This is a genomic window from Nocardioides sp. Z24_21, assembly GCF_058134345.1.
Map to the genome: position 1 here is coordinate 333986 of NZ_JBYTTH010000002.1, position 18998 is coordinate 352983.

The 18998-nt window shown below is 70.0% G+C and carries 16 protein-coding genes; 12 read left to right on the top strand and 4 right to left on the bottom strand.

Going from position 1 to position 18998, the window contains the following annotated elements:
* Positions 1-19: 19 nt before the first annotated feature.
* Entirely contained in the window at positions 20-490 is a 471-nt protein-coding gene (locus AC3X7Z_RS08030; protein WP_489975587.1) for a hypothetical protein, read from the bottom strand.
* A 303-nt stretch (positions 491-793) separates the two neighbouring features.
* Between AC3X7Z_RS08030 and AC3X7Z_RS08035 the strand changes: the two genes are divergently transcribed.
* On the top strand, positions 794-1768 hold the full coding sequence (locus tag AC3X7Z_RS08035; RefSeq protein ID WP_489975588.1) for a 5'-nucleotidase: 975 nt from the start codon (positions 794-796) through the stop codon (positions 1766-1768).
* Between the two features lie 484 nt (positions 1769-2252).
* On the opposite strand, the gene AC3X7Z_RS08040 is transcribed toward AC3X7Z_RS08035, so the two are convergent.
* Complete coding sequence (locus AC3X7Z_RS08040) at positions 2253-2417, bottom strand: hypothetical protein (protein ID WP_260988511.1); 165 nt, start codon at positions 2415-2417, stop codon at positions 2253-2255.
* 1 nt (position 2418) lies between these two features.
* Here AC3X7Z_RS08040 and AC3X7Z_RS08045 point away from each other — a divergent pair, with 1 nt between their 5' ends.
* From AC3X7Z_RS08045 to AC3X7Z_RS08085, 9 genes are all read left to right on the top strand, one after another.
* Positions 2419-3297: an ABC transporter substrate-binding protein gene (locus AC3X7Z_RS08045; RefSeq protein WP_489975589.1), complete on the top strand. Its 879-nt coding sequence runs from the start codon at positions 2419-2421 to the stop codon at positions 3295-3297.
* Positions 3298-3414: 117 nt separating this feature from the next.
* Entirely contained in the window at positions 3415-4992 is a 1578-nt protein-coding gene (locus AC3X7Z_RS08050; protein WP_489975590.1) for a sugar ABC transporter ATP-binding protein, read from the top strand.
* Positions 4985-6043 (top strand): ABC transporter permease, encoded by a 1059-nt coding sequence (locus AC3X7Z_RS08055; protein ID WP_206054479.1) that lies wholly within the window; start codon positions 4985-4987, stop codon positions 6041-6043. The genes AC3X7Z_RS08050 and AC3X7Z_RS08055 overlap by 8 nt, the downstream gene beginning before the upstream one ends.
* Positions 6040-7041: a galactofuranose ABC transporter, permease protein YjfF gene (gene yjfF, locus AC3X7Z_RS08060; RefSeq protein WP_489975591.1), complete on the top strand. Its 1002-nt coding sequence runs from the start codon at positions 6040-6042 to the stop codon at positions 7039-7041. Before AC3X7Z_RS08055 ends, yjfF begins: the two co-directional genes overlap by 4 nt.
* On the top strand, positions 7038-8105 hold the full coding sequence (locus AC3X7Z_RS08065; protein ID WP_206054480.1) for a LacI family DNA-binding transcriptional regulator: 1068 nt from the start codon (positions 7038-7040) through the stop codon (positions 8103-8105). Before yjfF ends, AC3X7Z_RS08065 begins: the two co-directional genes overlap by 4 nt.
* Positions 8102-9829, top strand: coding sequence for a ribulokinase (locus tag AC3X7Z_RS08070; protein ID WP_489975592.1), 1728 nt, complete (start codon positions 8102-8104; stop codon positions 9827-9829). Before AC3X7Z_RS08065 ends, AC3X7Z_RS08070 begins: the two co-directional genes overlap by 4 nt.
* A complete protein-coding gene (araA, locus tag AC3X7Z_RS08075; RefSeq protein WP_489975593.1) occupies positions 9826-11337 on the top strand; it encodes an L-arabinose isomerase in 1512 nt (503 codons plus the stop codon). The genes AC3X7Z_RS08070 and araA overlap by 4 nt, the downstream gene beginning before the upstream one ends.
* The gene (araD, locus tag AC3X7Z_RS08080; protein WP_489975594.1) at positions 11337-12059 is read left to right on the top strand and encodes an L-ribulose-5-phosphate 4-epimerase AraD; all 723 of its coding nucleotides are present in this window, start codon (positions 11337-11339) and stop codon (positions 12057-12059) included. Before araA ends, araD begins: the two co-directional genes overlap by 1 nt.
* Positions 12060-12073: 14 nt before the next feature.
* Entirely contained in the window at positions 12074-13066 is a 993-nt protein-coding gene (locus AC3X7Z_RS08085; RefSeq protein ID WP_489975595.1) for an aldo/keto reductase, read from the top strand.
* An 82-nt stretch (positions 13067-13148) separates the two neighbouring features.
* Here AC3X7Z_RS08085 and AC3X7Z_RS08090 read toward each other — a convergent pair whose 3' ends face one another.
* Positions 13149-13952, bottom strand: coding sequence for a hypothetical protein (locus tag AC3X7Z_RS08090; protein WP_489975596.1), 804 nt, complete (start codon positions 13950-13952; stop codon positions 13149-13151).
* A 101-nt stretch (positions 13953-14053) separates the two neighbouring features.
* Here AC3X7Z_RS08090 and AC3X7Z_RS08095 point away from each other — a divergent pair, with 101 nt between their 5' ends.
* Entirely contained in the window at positions 14054-14548 is a 495-nt protein-coding gene (locus AC3X7Z_RS08095; RefSeq protein ID WP_489975597.1) for a MarR family winged helix-turn-helix transcriptional regulator, read from the top strand.
* A 317-nt stretch (positions 14549-14865) separates the two neighbouring features.
* Here the strand turns inward: AC3X7Z_RS08095 and AC3X7Z_RS08100 are convergent, their stop codons facing one another.
* Entirely contained in the window at positions 14866-17265 is a 2400-nt protein-coding gene (locus tag AC3X7Z_RS08100) for a glycosyltransferase family 2 protein (RefSeq protein WP_489975598.1), read from the bottom strand.
* A gap of 247 nt (positions 17266-17512) precedes the next feature.
* On the opposite strand from AC3X7Z_RS08100, the gene AC3X7Z_RS08105 reads away from it, so the two are divergent.
* Complete coding sequence (locus AC3X7Z_RS08105; protein ID WP_489975599.1) at positions 17513-18931, top strand: carbohydrate-binding protein; 1419 nt, start codon at positions 17513-17515, stop codon at positions 18929-18931.
* The last annotated feature ends 67 nt before the right edge of the window (positions 18932-18998 follow it).

Genomic DNA, 18998 nt, shown 5'->3' on the forward strand with positions numbered 1-18998 from the left:
TTGAATGCCGGTCTCAGGCTCAGGCCGGCGGTTTGAACACGATCGCGAACGCACCTAGAAATGATCCAACGGCCGTGAACGCGAAGGACTTGAACACGTCGCCAGCTTCCCCGGAGTTCGCAAACGTGACGAGGATGACAAACAAGGCAACGAGTGCGTAGCAGATCAGTCCCACGCCGAGCCAACCGAGGCCCACGAACACTGCCTTCAACAGCCCCCTGCAACGTGCCAGCCAGGTCGAGGAGCTCGATACGGCAACGTTGGCTACGCCGCGTGGCTTCTGGATCTCGTAACCGAGAAACGCGGCGATAGTCGCAGACACACTGCCAGCTAAGAAAGTGGCCAAGCTGCTCTGCCATTGGTCGGGGGTGAAGGTCGGCTTCGTCTGCGTCGGCGAAAACTGAATGAGCTGGATCGTCAGAATGATCCAAGCGCCAGCAAAGAGCGCCAACGCAGCTGCTGCGAAGAAACCCCTGGCTGCTGACGGCATCTCGCACGCTCCCCAGTTCGAAACTAACGGATGGACTGTCATGGTGACGACAGGTCGTGCACCGCTGAGGGGTCAGAGGCGATTTACCCAATGGTTGGCACGAGTAGAGCGGCCGGTCCTAGTTCCCACCCCGTCCGGTCACCTCAAGAGGCGTCCACCGCCGCGTCGATCGCCGATCCCTCGGATGCTCCCCTGGCAACCGCTCTTCGTCATTGCGCCGCGAATCTGACGGCCGCGCGTGTCATCGCTCCTCACAGGGCTGGACTGGCGACACTGGCTACATGCCGATACAGGGGGACCGCCTTGCCGTACTCGCTTGAAGATCGACTCGTCATCGGAGTTGCCTCAAGCGCGTTGTTCGATCTTGAGGAGTCAGACCGAGTGTTTCGCCGGGACGGTGAAGAGGCGTATCGCCGCTACCAGGAAGCGCAGCTCGAGGTTCCGCTATCACCCGGGATCGCCTTCTCATTCATCCGCCGACTGCTCTCTCTGAACGACTTGGCAGAGCCCGAGGATCCGCTCGTTGAGGTCATCGTGATGTCGCGCAACGACCCCGACACGGGCCTTCGAGTGATGGAGTCGATCGAGCATCACGATCTGCCAATCACGCGGGCCATCTTCATGCAAGGACGTGCGCCGTTCGCGTTCATCCCGACCCTGAACATCGCCCTCTTCCTGTCTGCCGACGACGACACTGTCAGGAGCGCGAACCAGCAGGGATTTCCCGCAGGGCGCGTACTTCCGTCCGCGACCGTCGATGATGACGACGACGATCTGCGCATCGCTTTTGACTTCGACGGCGTGCTCGCAGACGACAAGTCTGAGCAGGTCATGCAGGAAAGCGGCCTACCGCAGTTTCATGAGCACGAGACCGCCAACGCCGTCTCCGCACACAATCCGGGACCTCTACAGCCCTTCCTGCTGAGGATCGCGAAGGTTCAGGAGGCGGAGCGCAATCGCAAACTTGTGGATCCCGAGTACCGCGTGCGTCTGCACGTTGCGCTAGTTACGGCGCGCAACGCCCCATCACACAAGCGGGCCATTCAGTCACTGAAGTCGTGGGGAGTGATGGTCAACGATGCTTTCTTCCTGGGAGGCATCGACAAGGGTGCCGTGATGAGCGTGCTTCGACCGCACATCTACTTCGACGATCAGCAGGGACATCTCGCCTCGACGTCCACGTCGGCGCCTTCTGTTCACGTGCCTTTTGGTGCACTAAACGAAGCCACGGAGGAGTGGGTTCCAGATGATGGAGAAGGCGTCGTAGTAGTGCCATGAGGTACAGCTGGCTGTGTGCGGGTCTGGCTTAACCAGTGCGTCTTTCCGCCGCGAATGGGCCGTATGTCCAGAGTTGAGCCCAGGGGCATGTGTACGTCGGACCCGTCCTGAGGATCGCGGCCCGGCGCTGCGACGGCTATAGCGTGATCTGTGAGAGTGAGTCCTTCTAGCCCGACGCGGTCTGGGGTGGGGACGGAGCCAGCACTCCGGCCGAACGCGCACAGCTTGAACGCGGCGGCGATCCACGCCCATGCGCAGCGCCCGTCGCGGCGCGGTAGGCCGCCGGCAACGCGTCGGGCGCCACCACGCAGCGCCGGTCGAGGCGTTCACGCGTGCGCACTCGATACCGCGCGGCCAGCCCCACTCGCCGGGCGACCCCGCCGGCTCACCCCTCGGGTGAACGTTCACATTCCGCCTAACCGCGGCATCCGGACCCCTTGACCTCCCGAATGTTAGCGCTCACACTCGCAGCATGTGACACCAGTCACACGGGCGAGCAGCCCCTTTGATGTGGAGGAACGACAGTGGTGAAGAAGACCTTGGTCGCCGCGGCGGCGATCTCTTTGAGCACCTTCGCTCTGAGCAGTTGCGGAAGCGACACCGACGCGGCCTCGGGGTCCGACAGCGGCAGCGACGACGGCAAGATCACGATGGGATTCGCCCAGGTGGGCGCCGAGAGCGGCTGGCGCACGGCCAACACGAAGTCCATCCAGGAGTCGGCCGAGGCCGAGGGCGTCGACCTCAAGTTCACCGACGCCCAGGGCAAGCAGGAGAACCAGATCCAGGCGATCCGGTCCTACATCCAGCAGAAGGTCGACGTCATCGCCTTCAGCCCGGTGGTGGAGACCGGCTTCGACGCCGTCCTCCAGGAGGCGAAGGCCGCCAACATCCCGGTCATCCTGACCGACCGAGCGGTCGACGTGGAGGACACCTCGCTCTACGTGACGTTCCTGGGCTCCGACTTCGTGCTGGAGGGCGAGAAGGCCGGCGAGTGGCTGGTCGAGAACGCCAAGGACGCCGACGTGGACGGTGACGGCACCATCAACGTCGTCCAGCTCGAGGGCACCACCGGCGCCGCCCCGGCGATCGACCGCGCCGAGGGCTTCGCGTCCAAGATCGGCGCCGACGACACGATCGAGGTCACCGCGTCGCAGACCGGCGACTTCACCCGTGACGGCGGCAAGCAGGTCATGGAGTCGTTCCTGCAGTCCGACGACTCGATCGACGTCGTCTTCTCGCACAACGACGACATGGGCCTCGGGGCGATCGAGGCGATCGAGGCCGCCGGCCTCGAGCCCGGCAAGGACATCCAGATCATCACGATCGACGCGGTCAAGGACGGCATGCAGGCCCTCGCCGACGGCAAGATCAACTTCATCGTCGAGTGCAACCCGCTGCTCGGGCCCCAGCTGATGGACCTGGCCGCCAAGGTCCTCGACGGCGAGGAGGTCCCCGAGCGCGTCGTGACCGAGGAGACCACCTTCACCCAGGAGCAGGCCAAGGAGGCACTGCCCGACCGGCAGTACTGATCCGCAGCGCGGCCCGCGCCACCCGCGGGCCGCGCCGCCCCCGCCCCCCGCCCCCGGGGAGCAGCACGGCATCAGCCCCAGAGGCCGGAGAGGCCCGGGAGGCCCGAGAGGAACGAGATGACCCAGATGAGGACGCAGCCGGAGCACGGCGCTCGGCCCGGGACGGACCGGCAGCCCGTGATCGAGATGCGCGACATCTCCATCACCTTCGGCGCCGTCCGCGCCCTCGACGGGGTCTCGGTGCGGCTGTTCCCCGGCGAGGTGCACGCGCTGATGGGCGAGAACGGCGCGGGCAAGTCAACCCTCATCAAGGCGCTCACCGGCGTCTACACGATCGACTCCGGCACGGTGCTCGTCGACGGGGAGGAGCACGAGTTCTCCTCGCCGTCCGCCTCGCAGGCCGCGGGGATCAGCACCGTCTACCAGGAGGTCAACCTGGTGCCCAACCTGACGGTCGCGGAGAACATGCTGCTCGGACGGGAGCCGCGCCGCCTCGGCGCGGTCCACGTGCGCGAGATGAACCGCCGCGCCCGCCGTACGCTCCTTCACCTCGGCATCGACATCGACCCGCGCACGGCCCTCGACGAGCACCCGATCGCGGTGCAGCAGCTCGTGGCGATCGCCCGCGCCGTGGACGTCGAGGCCAAGGTGCTCATCCTCGACGAGCCCACCTCCAGCCTGGACGCCGACGAGGTGGAGAAGCTCTTCACCGTCATGCGCCGGCTGCGCGACGAGGGCGTGGCCATCGTCTTCGTCTCCCACTTCCTCGACCAGGTCTACGAGATCGCCGACCGGATGACCATCCTGCGCAACGGCACGCTGGTCGAGGAGCGGATGGTCGCCGAGACCAGCCAGCTCGAGCTCGTACGCCTGATGATCGGTCGCGAGCTCGAGGTGCTCGACCGGCTCGACCGCGCCGCCCCGCACACGGACGCCGAGTCCGGCACCTCCCTGCTGAAGGCGGTGGGCATCGGACGCAAGAACACGCTCGAGGCCACCGACCTCGAGCTCTTCGAGGGCGAGGTCGTCGGCATCGCCGGCCTCCTGGGCTCCGGCCGCACCGAGCTGGCTCGGCTGCTCTTCGGCGCCGACACCGCCGACAGCGGCGAGCTGTCGGTGCGCTCCACCCGGCGCAGGCTCCGCAGCCCGCGCCACGCCATCGACCGCAACATCGCGTTCTCCAGCGAGGACCGCAAGGCCGAGGGCGTGGTCGGCGACCTGACCGTCGCCGACAACATGCTGCTCGCCCTGCAGGCCTCCCGCGGCTGGCTCCGCCCGATCCCGCAGGCCACGCGGGCCCGCCTGGTCAAGGACTACATCGAGGCCCTCGACATCCGACCGGCCGACCCCACCGCCCTGATGCGCAACCTGTCGGGCGGCAACCAGCAGAAGGTGCTGCTGGCCCGGTGGCTGATCACCCAGCCGGAGATCCTCATCCTCGACGAGCCGACCCGCGGCATCGACATCGGCGCCAAGGCACAGATCCAGGCCAAGGTCGCCGAGCTCGCCGCGCAGGGGCTCGCGGTCGTCTTCATCTCCGCCGAGCTCGAGGAGGTGCTGCGCCTCAGCGACCGGCTGGTCGTGATGCGCGACCGTCGCAAGATCCACGAGCAGACCAACGACGACGTCAGCGTCCGCGACGTCCTCGAGATCATCGCGGGCGAGGCCCGCGAGGAGGGGCCGATCCGTGCCTGAGTCCCCGACCCGCGCGCAACGGGTGCTGCGCCACCCGCTCGTGTGGCCGGTGCTCGCGCTGCTGGTGCTGCTGCTGGTCAACGTGATCGCCAAGCCGGCGTTCCTCGACGTGCGGATGCAGGACGGCCACCTCTACGGCAACCTCGTCGACATCGCGCGCAACAGCGCGCCGGTGATGCTCGTGGCCCTCGGCATGACGCTGGTCATCGCGACCCGGGGGATCGACCTGTCGGTCGGCGCCATCGCGGCCATCGCGGGAGCGGTCGCCTGCACGCGGATCATCGGCGCCGGCGACGAGGCCGCGCTCGGCACGGCCGTCGCGGCGATGACCTACGCCATCGTCGTGTGCATCGCGCTGGGCGCCTGGAACGGCTTCCTCGTCTCCGTCCTCGGGATCCAGCCGATCATCGCGACGCTGATCCTCATGGTCGCCGGGCGCGGCATCTCGATGGCGATCACCGACGGCCAGATCACCACCGTCAACAACCCCTGGTTCAGCGACCTGGCCTCGGGCTTCGTGCTGACGCTGCCGCTGGCCTTCCTGGTCGCGGTCGGCATGGTGCTCCTCGCCGCGGTCCTCACCCGGCGCACGGCGCTCGGCATGCTGATCGAGGCGGTCGGCATCAACCCGGAGGCCAGCCGGCTCGCCGGCGTGCGGGCCCGCACCATCATCTGGACCGTCTACGCGTTCTCCGGCCTGTGCGCAGGCCTCGCCGGCCTCGTGATCGCGGCCAACACCAACTCCGTCAACGCCAACAGCCTCGGCCTGTGGATCGAGCTCGACGCGATCCTCGCGGTCGTCATCGGCGGTACGTCGCTGATGGGCGGGCGCTTCTCGCTGGCGGGCACCCTCATCGGCGCGCTCTTCATCGCGACCCTGACCCGCACGATCCCCAACATCGGCATCCCCTCGGAGGTCAACTACCTCTTCAAGGCGATCGTCGTCATCGCGGTGTGCCTCCTCCAGTCGCCGAAGGCGCGCGCCCTCCTGCGCGTGCGTCGGCCGGGAGCGCCCACCCCCGTCCTCGCGAAGACAGGTTCCGCCCGATGAGCGCCGTCACCGTTCCGCCCGCATCGGTCTGGGACCGGGTCCGGACCTACCGCCCGCCCCAGCGCTACCTGCCGATCATCGCCACCGCGGCGCTGTTCCTCGGCCTCTACGGCCTCGGTGGGCTGCGCTACGACGGACTCACCGACCCCCAGGTGCTCATCAGCCTGCTGATCGACAACGCCTTCCTGATCGTCCTCGCCGTCGGGATGACCTTCGTCATCCTCACCGGCGGCATCGACCTCTCGGTCGGCTCCGTCGTGGCGCTGTCGACGATGATCGCCGCCAAGACGCTGGACCTGGGCTGGTCGCCCTACCTGTCGATGGTCACCGTGCTCGCGACGGGCACCCTCCTCGGGCTGCTGATGGGCCTGCTCATCCACTACTTCGACATCCAGCCGTTCATCGCCACGCTCGCGGGGCTGTTCCTGGCCCGCGGGCTCACCTACCTGATCAGCGTCGAGTCGATCTCCATCAAGGACCCCACCTTCACCGAGCTGGCGTTCAGGACCGTGTGGATCGGCGACTACTACATCCGGTGGACCGCCATCATCGCGCTCGTCGTGGTCGCCGTCGCTGCCTACGTCCTGGCGCGCACCCGCTTCGGCCGCACCGTCTACGCGATCGGCGGCAACGAGAGCTCGGCGATGCTGATGGGCCTGCGGGTCGCGGCCACCAAGGTCGGCGTCTACGTGATCAGCGGCTTCTGCGCCGCGCTGGCCGGCCTGCTCTTCTCCCTCTACATCCTGTCGGGCAACAGCCTGCACGCCATCGGCATGGAGCTCGACGCGATCGCCGCGGTCGTCATCGGCGGCACGCTGCTGACCGGCGGCCGTGGCTACGTCCTCGGCTCGCTCCTCGGCGTGCTGGTGCTCGGCATCATCAAGACCCTCATCGCCTTCGACGGGACCCTGAGCTCCTACTGGATCCGCATCATCACCGGCGTGCTGCTCCTGGCGTTCGTGGTCGTGCAGCGCTTCGCCACCAGGCGTCGGGCATGACCGAGTCCTCACCCACGCCGGACGCAGTGCCGGCGCACCAGCGACGTACGCCGGTCATGGCCGACGTGGCCAGGCTGGCCGGGGTCTCCCACCAGACGGTCTCGCGGGTCATCAACGGGCAGAGCAACCTGCGCCCGGCGACGCGGGAGAAGGTCGAGGACGCGATCCGCCAGCTCGGCTACCGCCCCAACACGGCCGCTCGCGCGTTGGTCACCCGCAGGTCCGCGACCATCGGCGTCATCGGCTCCAAGAGCGGCTACTGGGGTCCCTCGACCGTGCACCGCACCATCCAGGCCGCCGGCCGCGCCGCGGGCTACTTCGTCAGCTCGGCCAACCTCCAGAGCCTGACCCGGGAGGAGCTCGTCGACGCGATCGACCACCTGCGCAACCAGGGCGTCGAGGGCATCGTGCTGATCTCGGCCACCGACGACGCGGTCGGCGTCGCCCGGGCGCAGGAGCAGTGGGGCGTGCCGGTGGTCGTCGTCGAGGGCGACCCGCAGAAGGCCCGGTGGACCGTCGGCGTCGACCAGGTGGCCGGCGCCGAGCTCGGCACGCGCCACCTCGTCGAGCTGGGGCACACCGACATCGTCCACCTCGCCGGCCCGCAGGACTGGACCGAGGCCCGCGCCCGCCTCCAGGGGTGGCAGAACGCGATGTACGCCGCCGGGCTCCGTCCGTCCCAGCACGTCACCGGCGACTGGTCGGCCGCCAGCGGCTTCGAGGTGGGGCGCGAGATCGCGACCGACGAGGAGGTCACCGCCGTCTTCTGCGCCAACGACCAGATGGCCCTGGGTCTCCTGCGGGCGCTGAGCGAGGCAGGCCGCACCGTGCCCGACGGGGAGCGCGGCGTGAGCGTCGTCGGCTTCGACGACATCCCCGAGGCGCCCTACCTCATCCCGCCGCTGACGACCGTCCGACAGGACTTCGAGGCCGTCGGTCGTCGGGCCATCGAGATCCTGCGCGCCGCCATCGCCGACGAGCCCGCCCCCGACCGACTCATCAGGCCCGAGCTCGTGGTGCGAGCCAGCAGCGCCGCACCCGTCGAGAGGACACCCTCCCCATGACCGACCGCACCGAGCAGTACGTCGTCGGCGTCGACTACGGCACCCTCTCGGGGCGCGCCGTCGTCGTCCGCGTCTCCGACGGCGCGGAGCTCGGCACCAGCGTCCACCCCTACCCGCACGCGGTGCTCGAGCGGTCGCTGCCCGCCCATCTCGCCGGCACGGAGCGCCCCCTGGCACCGGAGTGGGCCCTGCAGGTGCCCGAGGACTACCGCGAGGTGCTGCGCGTCGCCGTCCCGGCCGCCGTCGGGGCCGCCGGCATCGACCCCGCCCGGGTGATCGGGATCGCCACCGACTTCACCGCCTGCACGATGGTGCCGACCCTCGCCGACGGCACCCCGCTCAACGAGGTCGACGGCCTGGCCGACCGGCCGCACGCCTACGTCAAGCTGTGGAAGCACCACGCCGCGCAGGGCCAGGCCGACCGGATCAACGACCTCGCCCGCGAGCGGGACGAGCGCTGGCTGCCGCGCTACGGCGGGCTGATCTCCTCGGAGTGGGAGTTCGCCAAGGGGCTGCAGCTGTTCGAGGAGGACGCCGACCTCTACGACCGGATGGAGCACTGGGTCGAGGCCGCGGACTGGATCGTGTGGCAGCTGTGCGGCGCCTACGTCCGCAACGCCTGCACCGCCGGCTACAAGGGACAGCTCCAGACGTTCGAGGGCCAGGACGGCGCCTACCCCTCGCCCGACTTCCTCACCGCGCTCGCGCCCGGCTTCGGCGACTTCGTCACCGACAAGCTCGAGCACCGCATCGGCGCGCTGGGCGAGCGCGCCGGCGCGCTGACCGCGGAGGCCGCGGCGTGGACCGGCCTGCCCGAGGGCATCGCCGTGGCCGTCGGCAACGTCGACGCCCACGTCACCGCGCCCGCCGCCCAGGCCGTCGGCGCCGGCCAGATGGTCGCGATCATGGGCACCTCGACCTGCCACGTGATGAACGCCGAGGTGCTGCGCGAGGTGCCCGGCATGTGCGGCGTCGTCGACGGCGGCATCGTCGACGGGCTCTGGGGCTACGAGGCCGGCCAGAGCGGGGTGGGCGACATCTTCGGCTGGTTCGCCGAGCACGGCGTGCCCGCCTCCTACACCGCGGCCGCCGCGGCGGCCGGTGAGTCGGTGCACGAGCACCTGACCCGGCTCGCCGCCGGGCAGGAGATCGGTGAGCACGGGCTCGTCGCGCTCGACTGGCACTCCGGCAACCGGTCGGTGCTCGTCGACCACGAGCTGTCCGGGCTGGTCGTCGGCCAGACGCTCGCCACCCGGGCCGAGGACGTCTACCGGGCGCTGCTCGAGGCGACCGCCTTCGGCACGCGCATGATCGTCGAGACCTTCCGCGACAGCGGCGTCCCGGTCGAGGAGTTCATCGTCGCGGGCGGACTCGCCCAGAACGCCCTGCTCATGCAGGTCTACGCGGACGTCACCCGGCTGCCGCTGTCGATCATCGACTCCGCGCAGGGACCCGCGCTCGGCTCGGCGATCCACGCCGCGGTCGCTGCGGGGGCGTACGACGACGTGCCGAGCGCCGCCAAGCAGATGGGCAAGGTGCGGCGCCACGTCTACGTGCCCGACGAGGCGCGCGCGGCGGCGTACGACCCGCTGTTCGAGCAGTACGTCGCGCTGCACGACCACTTCGGCCGCGCGACCACCACGATGCGGCAGCTCAAGGCGATCCGGCGCGACGCCGTCGCCCGACGCGCCGCTGCGACCACCCACGGAGGAAACCCCGCATGAGCATGACGTCCGTCCCCACCCCCGAGGTCTGGTTCCTGACCGGGAGCCAGGGCCTCTACGGCCCGGAGACCCTGGACCAGGTGGCGTCCCAGTCGCGGGCCATCGCCGATCGCCTCGGCGCGAGCGACGACCTGCCGGTCACGGTGGTGTGGAAGCCGGTGCTGCTCGACGCGGCGTCGATCCACCGGCAGCTGCTCGACGCCAACTCCGACCCCGGGTGCGTCGGTGTCATCGCGTGGATGCACACGTTCTCGCCGGCGAAGATGTGGATCGCCGGTCTCGACGCCCTGCGCAAGCCGTTGCTCCACCTGCACACCCAGGCCGGCATGGAGCTCCCGTGGTCCACCATCGACATGGACTTCATGAACCTCAACCAGGCCGCCCACGGCGACCGGGAGTTCGGCTACATCCAGTCCCGCCTCGGCGTCGCCCGCAAGACCGTCGCCGGGCACGTCGACTCGCCGGGCGTCGCGCGGCGGGTCGCGGTCTGGGCGCGCGCGGCGCTGGGTCGCCACGAGCTGTCGCACCTCAAGCTGGCCCGCTTCGGCGACAACATGCGCGACGTCGCGGTCACCGAGGGCGACAAGGTCGAGGCGCAGCGGCGCTTCGGCGTCTCGGTCAACACCTACGGCGTCAACGACCTGGTGGCCGTCGTCGACGAGGTCGCGGACTCCGACATCGACAAGCTGGTGGACGAGTACGTCGACACCTACGCCGTCGCGCCCGAGCTGCGGCCGGGCGCCGAGCGCGCCGACTCGCTGCGCTACGGCGCCCGGATCGAGCTCGGCCTGCGCCAGTTCCTCACCGCCGGAGGCTTCGGCGCGTTCACCACCAACTTCGAGGACCTCGGCGGGCTGCGCCAGCTCCCGGGCCTCGCGGTCCAGCGGCTGATGGCCGACGGCTACGGCTTCGGCGGCGAGGGCGACTGGAAGACCTCGGTGCTGCTGCGCGCCGCCAAGACCATGGCCGCGGGGCTGCCCGGCGGCACGTCGTTCATGGAGGACTACACCTACCACCTGGTGCCGGGGCAGGAGAAGATCCTCGGCGCGCACATGCTCGAGGTCTGTCCCACCATCACCACCGGGAAGCCGTCGCTCGAGGTGCACCCCCTCTCCATCGGTGGCCGCGACGACCCGGTCCGCCTGCGCTTCACCGCCGACCCGGGCCGCGGCGTCGTCGCCGGCCTGTCCGACCTGGGCGACCGGTTCCGCCTGACGGTCAACGACATCGACGTGGTCGAGCCCGACGCCGACCTGCCGCTGCTCCCGGTGGCGTGCGCGGTGTGGGAGCCCCGACCGTCCCTGTCGACGTCCGCCGAGGCGTGGCTGATGGCGGGCGCCCCGCACCACACGGTGCTGTCGAAGGCGGTCGGGGTCGAGGCGTTCGAGGACCTCGCCGAGATGACCGGCGTCGAGCTGGTGGTCATCGACGACGAGACGACCCCGCGCAGCTTCAAGCGCGAGCTGCGGTGGAACGCGGCCTACCACCGGCTCGCTGAGGGACTCTGATGTCGGGCCCGGTCTCGGACGACCTCCTGCACCAGGTGCTGGCGGCCAACCTGGTGATCCCGCGAGAGGGCCTGGCCACCCTGACCTGGGGCAACGTCAGCGGCGTCGACCGCGACCGCGGCGTCTACGTCATCAAGCCGTCGGGGGTGCCCTACGACGAGCTCGCCCTGGAGCACCTGGTGCCCGTCGAGGTCGAGACGGGGCGCGTGCTCGCCGGCGACCTCAAGCCGTCGACCGACAGCGAGACGCACCGGCTGCTCTACCTCGAGCACGCCGGTCTCGGCGGCGTCGCGCACACGCACTCGATGCACGCCGTGTCCTTCGCCCAGGCGGGCCTGCCGGTCCCGATGCTCGGCACCACCCACGCCGACACCTTCAACGGGCCCGTGCCGATCACCCGGACCCTCACGGCCGAGGAGTGTGGGCGCGACTACGAGCTCAACACCGGCCGCGTCCTGGTCGAGGCGATGGGGGCGGATGCGCTCGGCGTGCCGGGCGCGCTCGTCGCCGGCCACGGCCCGTTCACCTGGGGTGCGACGGCCGCCGAGGCGGTGGAGCACTCGGTGATCCTCGAGGCCGTGGCCGAGATGGCGATGCGCACCTTGACGCTCAACCCGGCGGCCTCGTCACCCGACCACCTCTTCGCGCGACACTTCACCCGCAAGCACGGTCCGGACGCCTACTACGGCAACCCCGACCGCACCCTCTCGAGCCCTTCCTGATGACTGGAGCAACGATGGACTCACGTCCCCTCCCGCGCACGCCCTTCTCCGCCTCGGTCGTCGGCCTCGGCACCTGGCAGCTCGGCGCCGACTGGGGTGAGGTCAGCGAGTCCGACGCGATGGCCGTGCTGGAGGCCTCGGCCGAGGCCGGCGTCACGTTCTACGACACCGCCGACGTCTACGGCGACGGCCGCAGCGAGCAGCTGGTCGGCCGCTTCGTCCACGCGCACCCCGACGCCGGCTTCACGGTCGCGACCAAGATCGGCCGGCGGATGGACCAGGTGTCGGCCAACTACGTCGAGCCCCACCTCCGCTCCTGGCTCGAACGGTCCCGCACCAACCTCGGCGTGGACACGATCGACCTCGTGCAGCTGCACTGCCCGCCGAGCGAGGTCATCGACGACGACGCGACGTACGACGTCCTGGACCGCCTCGTCGACGAGGGCGTCATCACGGCTTACGGGGTCAGCGTCGAGACGTGCGCGCAGGCGCTCAGCGCGATCGCCCGGCCCGGCGTCGCCAGCGTGCAGATCATCCTCAACGCCTTCCGGATGAAGCCGCTCGACGAGGTGCTCCCCGCGGCCCGGGCCGCCGGCGTCGGGATCGTCGCCCGGGTGCCGCTGGCCTCGGGGCTGCTGACCGGGAAGTACGACCTCGACACCACGTTCGCCGAGGACGACCACCGCACCTACAACCGCGACGGCAGCGCGTTCGACGTCGGCGAGACCTTCTCCGGCGTCGACTACGCCACGGGTGTCGAGGCGGCGCAGGAGTTCTCCGCGCTCGTGTCCTCCTCGGGGCTCGACGTCACGCCGGCCCAGGCCGCGATCGCGTGGGTCTGGCAGCAGCCGGGCGTCTCGACGGTCATCCCGGGTGCGCGCAACGTGGACCAGGCGCGGGCCAACGCCGCCGCCGGGCAGGTCGGGGAGCTGCCTGCCGCGTTCGTCGACGGCGTGCGCGACCTCTACGACCGGCGCCTCAGGGAGCAGGTCCACGGCCGCTGGTGAGTCCCGCCCCCGTTGTCGGGGTCGACACTCCGACACCGGATCGTGCGCGTGAACCGCCGCGGTCGGAGGGCCCTCGCCGGCCTCAGCCGTGCGCAGGGCCGGCCAGGGCCAGTGCCTGGTCGCGCAGGCGGGTGGCGCCGATGCTGCCGCTCCACCGCGCGACCTCGGCCGCCAGCAGCCTGGCGCCGTCGACCTCGCCGCGGTCCCGGGCCAGCTCGGCGAGCAGGATCAGCTGGGACAACGTGCTGGACACGGCGCCCGCCCGGGCCGCGCTGGCCGCGGAGTCCTCCCACATCTCCCGGGCGGCCGAGGCGTGGCCGTCCTCGTTGCGGTGGTCGCCCAGGTGCCGCAGCGCCTCGTAGCGGAGCACGTCGTCGGCCGTGTCCTCGGCGGCGGCCAGGCACCGGTCGTAGTGGACAGGCGCCCGATGCCGTTCGCCGTAGAGGTTGTCGAGGACGACGCCCAGGTAGAAGTCCGCCCAGCCCTCGCGGCGCCGGTCGGGGCTGGTGCGCTGGAGTGACTCGACGCGGGCCCGCAGGTCGTCGACCCGACGTCGGTCCCGACCCTCCATGGAGGCGAGGGAGGTGCCGGGCAGGAAGATCTGGGCGATTAACTCGAGACGGGCGGACAGCAGCTCGAGGTCCCAGCGATCGGCCTGGGTCCCGTGGGCCTCGATGACCGGTCGCCGGCGCTCGACGGAGCCGGGATCGGGCGACTCGCCGGTGAGGTAGGCCTCGGCGATGTCGAGCTCGACGAGGACGAGGCACAGGCTCGGGTCCGTCTCGTCGGAGACGGCAGCGAGCGCACGCGCGTCGTCGAGCCTCCCGGCCCGCAGGAGGGCGCGGACGCCGCGCACGAGGGCAGGACACGAGGTGGGCGTCGTCATCTCGGGGACGGTAGTGAGCCACCGGAAGTGACCGCCAGCTAATGGTTCACCCGGGTGAACCATCGCTGCGCGACGGGACCGTGCTGTGCCATTCTCGGCTCATGAGGGATGTCGTCGACGAGCACGTCGAGACGTGGGCGCGCGAGCTCCCGGGGCTGGACCCGATCAAGGAGGAGATCCTGGCGCGCATGGCCCGCATCGTGCGCGAGGTCAGCGACGGCCGTGCCCGCGGCGTCGCCGCCGGCGGGGCGGCGCCCGGGGAGTACAAGACGCTCCTGATGCTGCGCAAGCAGGGCGAGCCCTACCAGCTGAGCCCATCGGCCCTCGCCCGGGTGCTCGGTGTCTCTCGCGCCGTCGCCTCCACCCGCCTCGGGGTCCTCGAGGACAAGGGCCTCGTCCGGCGCGCCCACGACACGCACGACCGCCGCCGCGTCACCGTCGAGCTGACCAGCGCAGGTCACACGCTGGTCGATGCGCTGCTGGAGGGGGAGGAGCTCCGCGAGCGCGACATCCTCCGCCCGCTCGACGAGGACGAGCAGAACGAGCTCGCCGAGCTCCTGCGGCGGGTGGTGCTCCACCTGCCGGTCACCGACTGATCCGGGGCCGCTCGGCGACGCTAGGGGCGGCCGCATGCGAGCGGACGTGCGGGGATGCCGATGACCGCGACCGCGACGACCGCGCAGGTGGGGTCCGAGGGGTCGAGCCGCTCGGGCCTCATCGTGCTCGTGCTCGCTCTGTGCGGCACGTCCGTGTCGTTGATGCAGACCCTGGTCGTGCCGCTGCTCCCCGACTTCCCGAGGCTGCTGGGCACGACCGCTGTCGGGCGTGATCTACGAGTTGTTCGACTGGCAGGCGGTGTTCTGGGGCAAGCGACGCCGCTTCAACCTCGTGCGCGACCTCTACGACCGGCGCCTCAGGGAGCGGGTCCACGGCCGCTGGTGAGTCCCACGCCGCCCTCCCGACGCGCGTGGGAGGAACGACGCGCAGGCGGCGTCATGGTGGTGCTGGCGGCTCGTCTGCGTCGGTCCTTCTTGCGGCGCAGGTCCCGGTTCAGCCTTCGGTCGCCGTGGTAGAGGATGCCTTCCCAGTCGACGGGGCCAGGCGTGTCTGGCTTGTGGGTCACCGGACTCGGTGACGCCACGGGCACGAAGAGCCAGTTGACGACCCCCATCGTCATGTCCGCGAGGGAGTTGCGCACGCCGATGTAGGCGCGGATCGCACCGGCAGCCAGGACCGCGTTGAACAGCGCGAACGCCACGTTCCCCCAGTTCTCGTGGGTGTAGCCCCGCCAGGCCGTGATCAACGCGTAGATCACCACCAGGTAGGGCACGAGGACGTGCAGCCCGGGGGCCGCGGTCCTGTTGCGGACCTTGGGAGTGCGTGCAAACGGGATCTTCTCGCCTGTGAATGCCTGCTGCATGGACTTGAGCACACCGGCCAGGTTGACCGGGAGGAGGACGAGGTTGAAGCCGTAGATCCGCAGCACGTCGAGCCGACGGTGCCCGCTCAGGTGCAGGTCGCTGGCCATGCAGAGGAAGTAGGGCAGGGCGGCGCCGACCACGAGGGGTGAGAGCAGTCGGCCGTCGTAGGGGTAGAACAGCAGCAGGAGGAGCGCGAACGATGCCCATGCGATCGAGGCCATGTAGTTGAACCGAAGGGTGAACTCGCCCCAACCGATGGGAATGCCCGCGGCGGCGCGCGACCTGCGTTGCGCCCAGAACTTGGGAAAGATCAGCAGGCCTCCGTTGGCCCAGCGCCGACGCTGCACCACGAGGGAGCCGTAGTCCGGCGGGGTCGCGCTGTAGCTCAGCCGTTCGGGGTAGTTCATCAAGCGCCAGCCAGCGGCGGCGAGGTCGATGCTCGACTCGGTGTCCTCGATGACGGTGCGGTCCTGGATGTAGGTGCGGATCTCGAAGCCGGCCACCGTCTCGACCTGGACGATGTCGTCGAGCGCGCGCCGGCGGATCACGGCGTTGGCGCCGACCCAGAAGGTGGCGTTGTGGTGGGTCATGCCCTGGTGCAGGATGTGCTGGATGTCGGTCGTGGCTCCGGCGATGCGTTCGATACGGGTGGGCGCTCCCCGGTAGGAGGAGTAGGGGGTCTGGGCGATCGCGACGTCATGGTTCTCGGGCTGCTCCAGGAAGTAGACCAGCCGCAGGCAGTAGTCGCGCAGGAGCTGGGAGTCGGCGTCGAGGGTCAGCACGTACTCACTGCCCGGAACGGTGATGTCGCCGGCCTGCGCATCGCTCGCGGACACCTCGACGAGGATCGTCCCCTCCGCAGACGGGGTGGGCCGCCAGGAACGGCCCATCAGCCCGAGGTAGGCATTGATGTTCATCGCCTTGTTGGCCTCTTGGGACAGCGACGCATAGCTCTTGCGCTCGAAGCTGTCCAGCTTCGCTCCGAAGATCCAGGTCAGCCGACGGTGCAGCTCACGGAGCCGAGTCGCCGACATCTGCCCTCCCTGGTCGAGGGCCGCCTCGATGGCCAGCAGCGACAGGCGGAGCTCGCTGGCCAGTCCCACGAGGACCTGGTCGACGAAGAACTCCGCGACGTGGTCGGCCACCACTTCCTCGTCGGCCATGTGGTCCAGCCACTCGGCAGCGGCGCGGTACTCCGCCGCGAGCGCGGCCAGCTGGCTCGAGCTGGCGAACGGCGCGTCCCCCAGCTCCCGGTGCGCCGCCCCGTACGCGGCAGCCGCCCGGGCGTGGGGCACGGCCATCGCCTCCTCGATGTCGCCGATCAGCCCCCGTGTGGCGTTCAGCCGCTCACGGTCGACGGGGTCACTGGGAGAGGGCGGGTCGTCGATCAGGAGCACCACGCGGAGGTCGGGATACTCCTGCAGCGCCGCGCTCCACAGGGTGAGTCGCACGATGTCCGGTTCCTCGGCGTAGGACGGGATGAGGACAGTGAGGGAGTCGTGGCTGTCGTCGAAGTGGCCGTCCAGGAGACCGCGCGGCACGCGCTCATGGGTCCGGAACCTCGTGAGCGCCCCTTGACGAGCGACGAGATACATCAGGGCCGAGAACGTCAGGGCGGTCACCACGGTGACGTAGGAGAGCGCCTCCATGGTGAAGCGGAATCCACCGACGTCGTTGAGGAAGTGCCGCACGACCGACGAGACGACGTACGCCAGCCAGAACAGGCACGTCGCGGTGATCGCGATCCGACCCCAGGTCAGCTTCGCAGTGCTCGGCCGGGGGTGGACGATCGGCAGCGGCTCGGAGCGGCGCTCCGAGCCCCACTGCCGCCGGCGTCGAGGCACGTCGTGGGTGTCGGTGGCATCGCGCGCCGGGGTGGTGGTGGCTGACATCTCGAAAACGCTCCCCGCACAAGAAAGTGGATTGTCGTGCCGGCCCCCGGCGCGCCTCGTAGGGTAATCACAGGCGAGCGAGGGCGCGCTGAAAAGGCCGGATCCACAGCGCGCGCGGGGGAGTAAAGAGTTGCAGCTGGTCGAGGGACGACGTTTGTCGTGGAGCCGTGTGACCATCGTGCTGGTGGTTGCTGCCGCGTTGGCGTTCGGCTCCCTGCGGGGTTGGGGCTGGTTCCAGGATGCTCGCGTGGAAGTGACCCAGGACTCGTGGTTCGCCGGCTACGTCGACGTGACCGCGACGCCGTCCCTGACGTTCGAGGAGCCGCAGGACGGTGCGGGCGTCAACGCGGTGCTGTCCTTCGTCGTCGCGGCAGCCAGCGACGCCTGCACCCCCTCGTGGGGCACCTACTACTCACTGGCGGAGGCCGACGAGCAGCTCGACCTGGACCGGCGGATCGCGCGACTGCACCAGCTCGGTGGGACCCCGATGGTGTCCTTCGGCGGACAGGCCAACGCTGAGCTGGCGACGTCGTGCTCCGAGGTGGGCGACCTGTACGACGCCTACCACGCGGTGGTCCGGCGATATGACCTGCAGGTCATCGATCTCGACATCGAGGGCGAGGCGCTGTCCGACACGGCCGCCAACGAGCGTCGTGGCGCGGCCATCGCGCGCCTGCAGGACGAGACGGGGGTCAAGGTGTGGCTCACGCTCCCCGTCGCACCCGACGGCCTCACCCAGGACGGACTCGAGGTCGTACGAAGCATGCTCCGCGCCGAGGTCGACCTCGCAGGAGTCAACGTCATGACCATGAACTTCGGGGACAGTCGCGGGCAGCGCCAGACCACCGGGGAGGCTGCAGTGGCGGCCTTGAACAGCACCCACGACCAGCTCACCCAGCTCTACGACGACGCTGAGCAGCGCCTCACCGAAGCGCAGCTGTGGCGAGCGCTCGGCGCCACTCCGATGGCGGGACAGAGCGACGTGGAGGGCGAGGTGTTCACCCTTGACGACGCCCAACACCTCAACGCGTTCGCTGCGAGCAAGCGCCTCGGACGCCTCTCGCTGTGGTCGCTCAACCGTGACCGCGAGTGCAGCAGCAACTGGCCCGACGTCACCCAGGTCTCCGACTCGTGCAGCGGGGTGACGCAGAGCCCGGGCGAGTACGTGCGGGTGCTGTCCCGCAGGCTCGATGGCGCCCCGGTCCCCGAGCCCACGGCAGTCCCCCCCAGCCCCCTGATGACGGATGATCCCGCCACGAGCCCCTACCCGATCTGGGATGCCGACACGGTCTACGTGGAGAGCCAGCGGGTCGTCTGGAAGCGCAACGTCTACGTGGCCAAGTGGTGGACCAGCGGCGATGTGCCGGACGACCCGACCGTCGCGGCATCTGCGACGCCGTGGCGACTGGTCGGCCCCGTGTTGCCGGGCGAGACCCCCGAGCCCACTGCCAGCGTTCCCGCCGGGACCTATCCGAAGTGGAACGCCCGGCAGGTCTACGAGGCGGGCGACCGGGTGCAGTCGGGTGGCACGGCCTACGTCGCACAGTGGTGGACCCAGGGGGTCAGCCCGCAAGCACCCTCGACCGTCGACACTCCGTCCCCCTGGCGGCCGCTGTCGGCGAAGGAGGTCGCTGCAGCCACCCCGTCCACGCGCAGTGCGCGGTGACCTGACACCCGATCCCCGACCCGACCCCCGAGCCGCCGCCACACCTGAGACCGCCCGCCGACCTCGG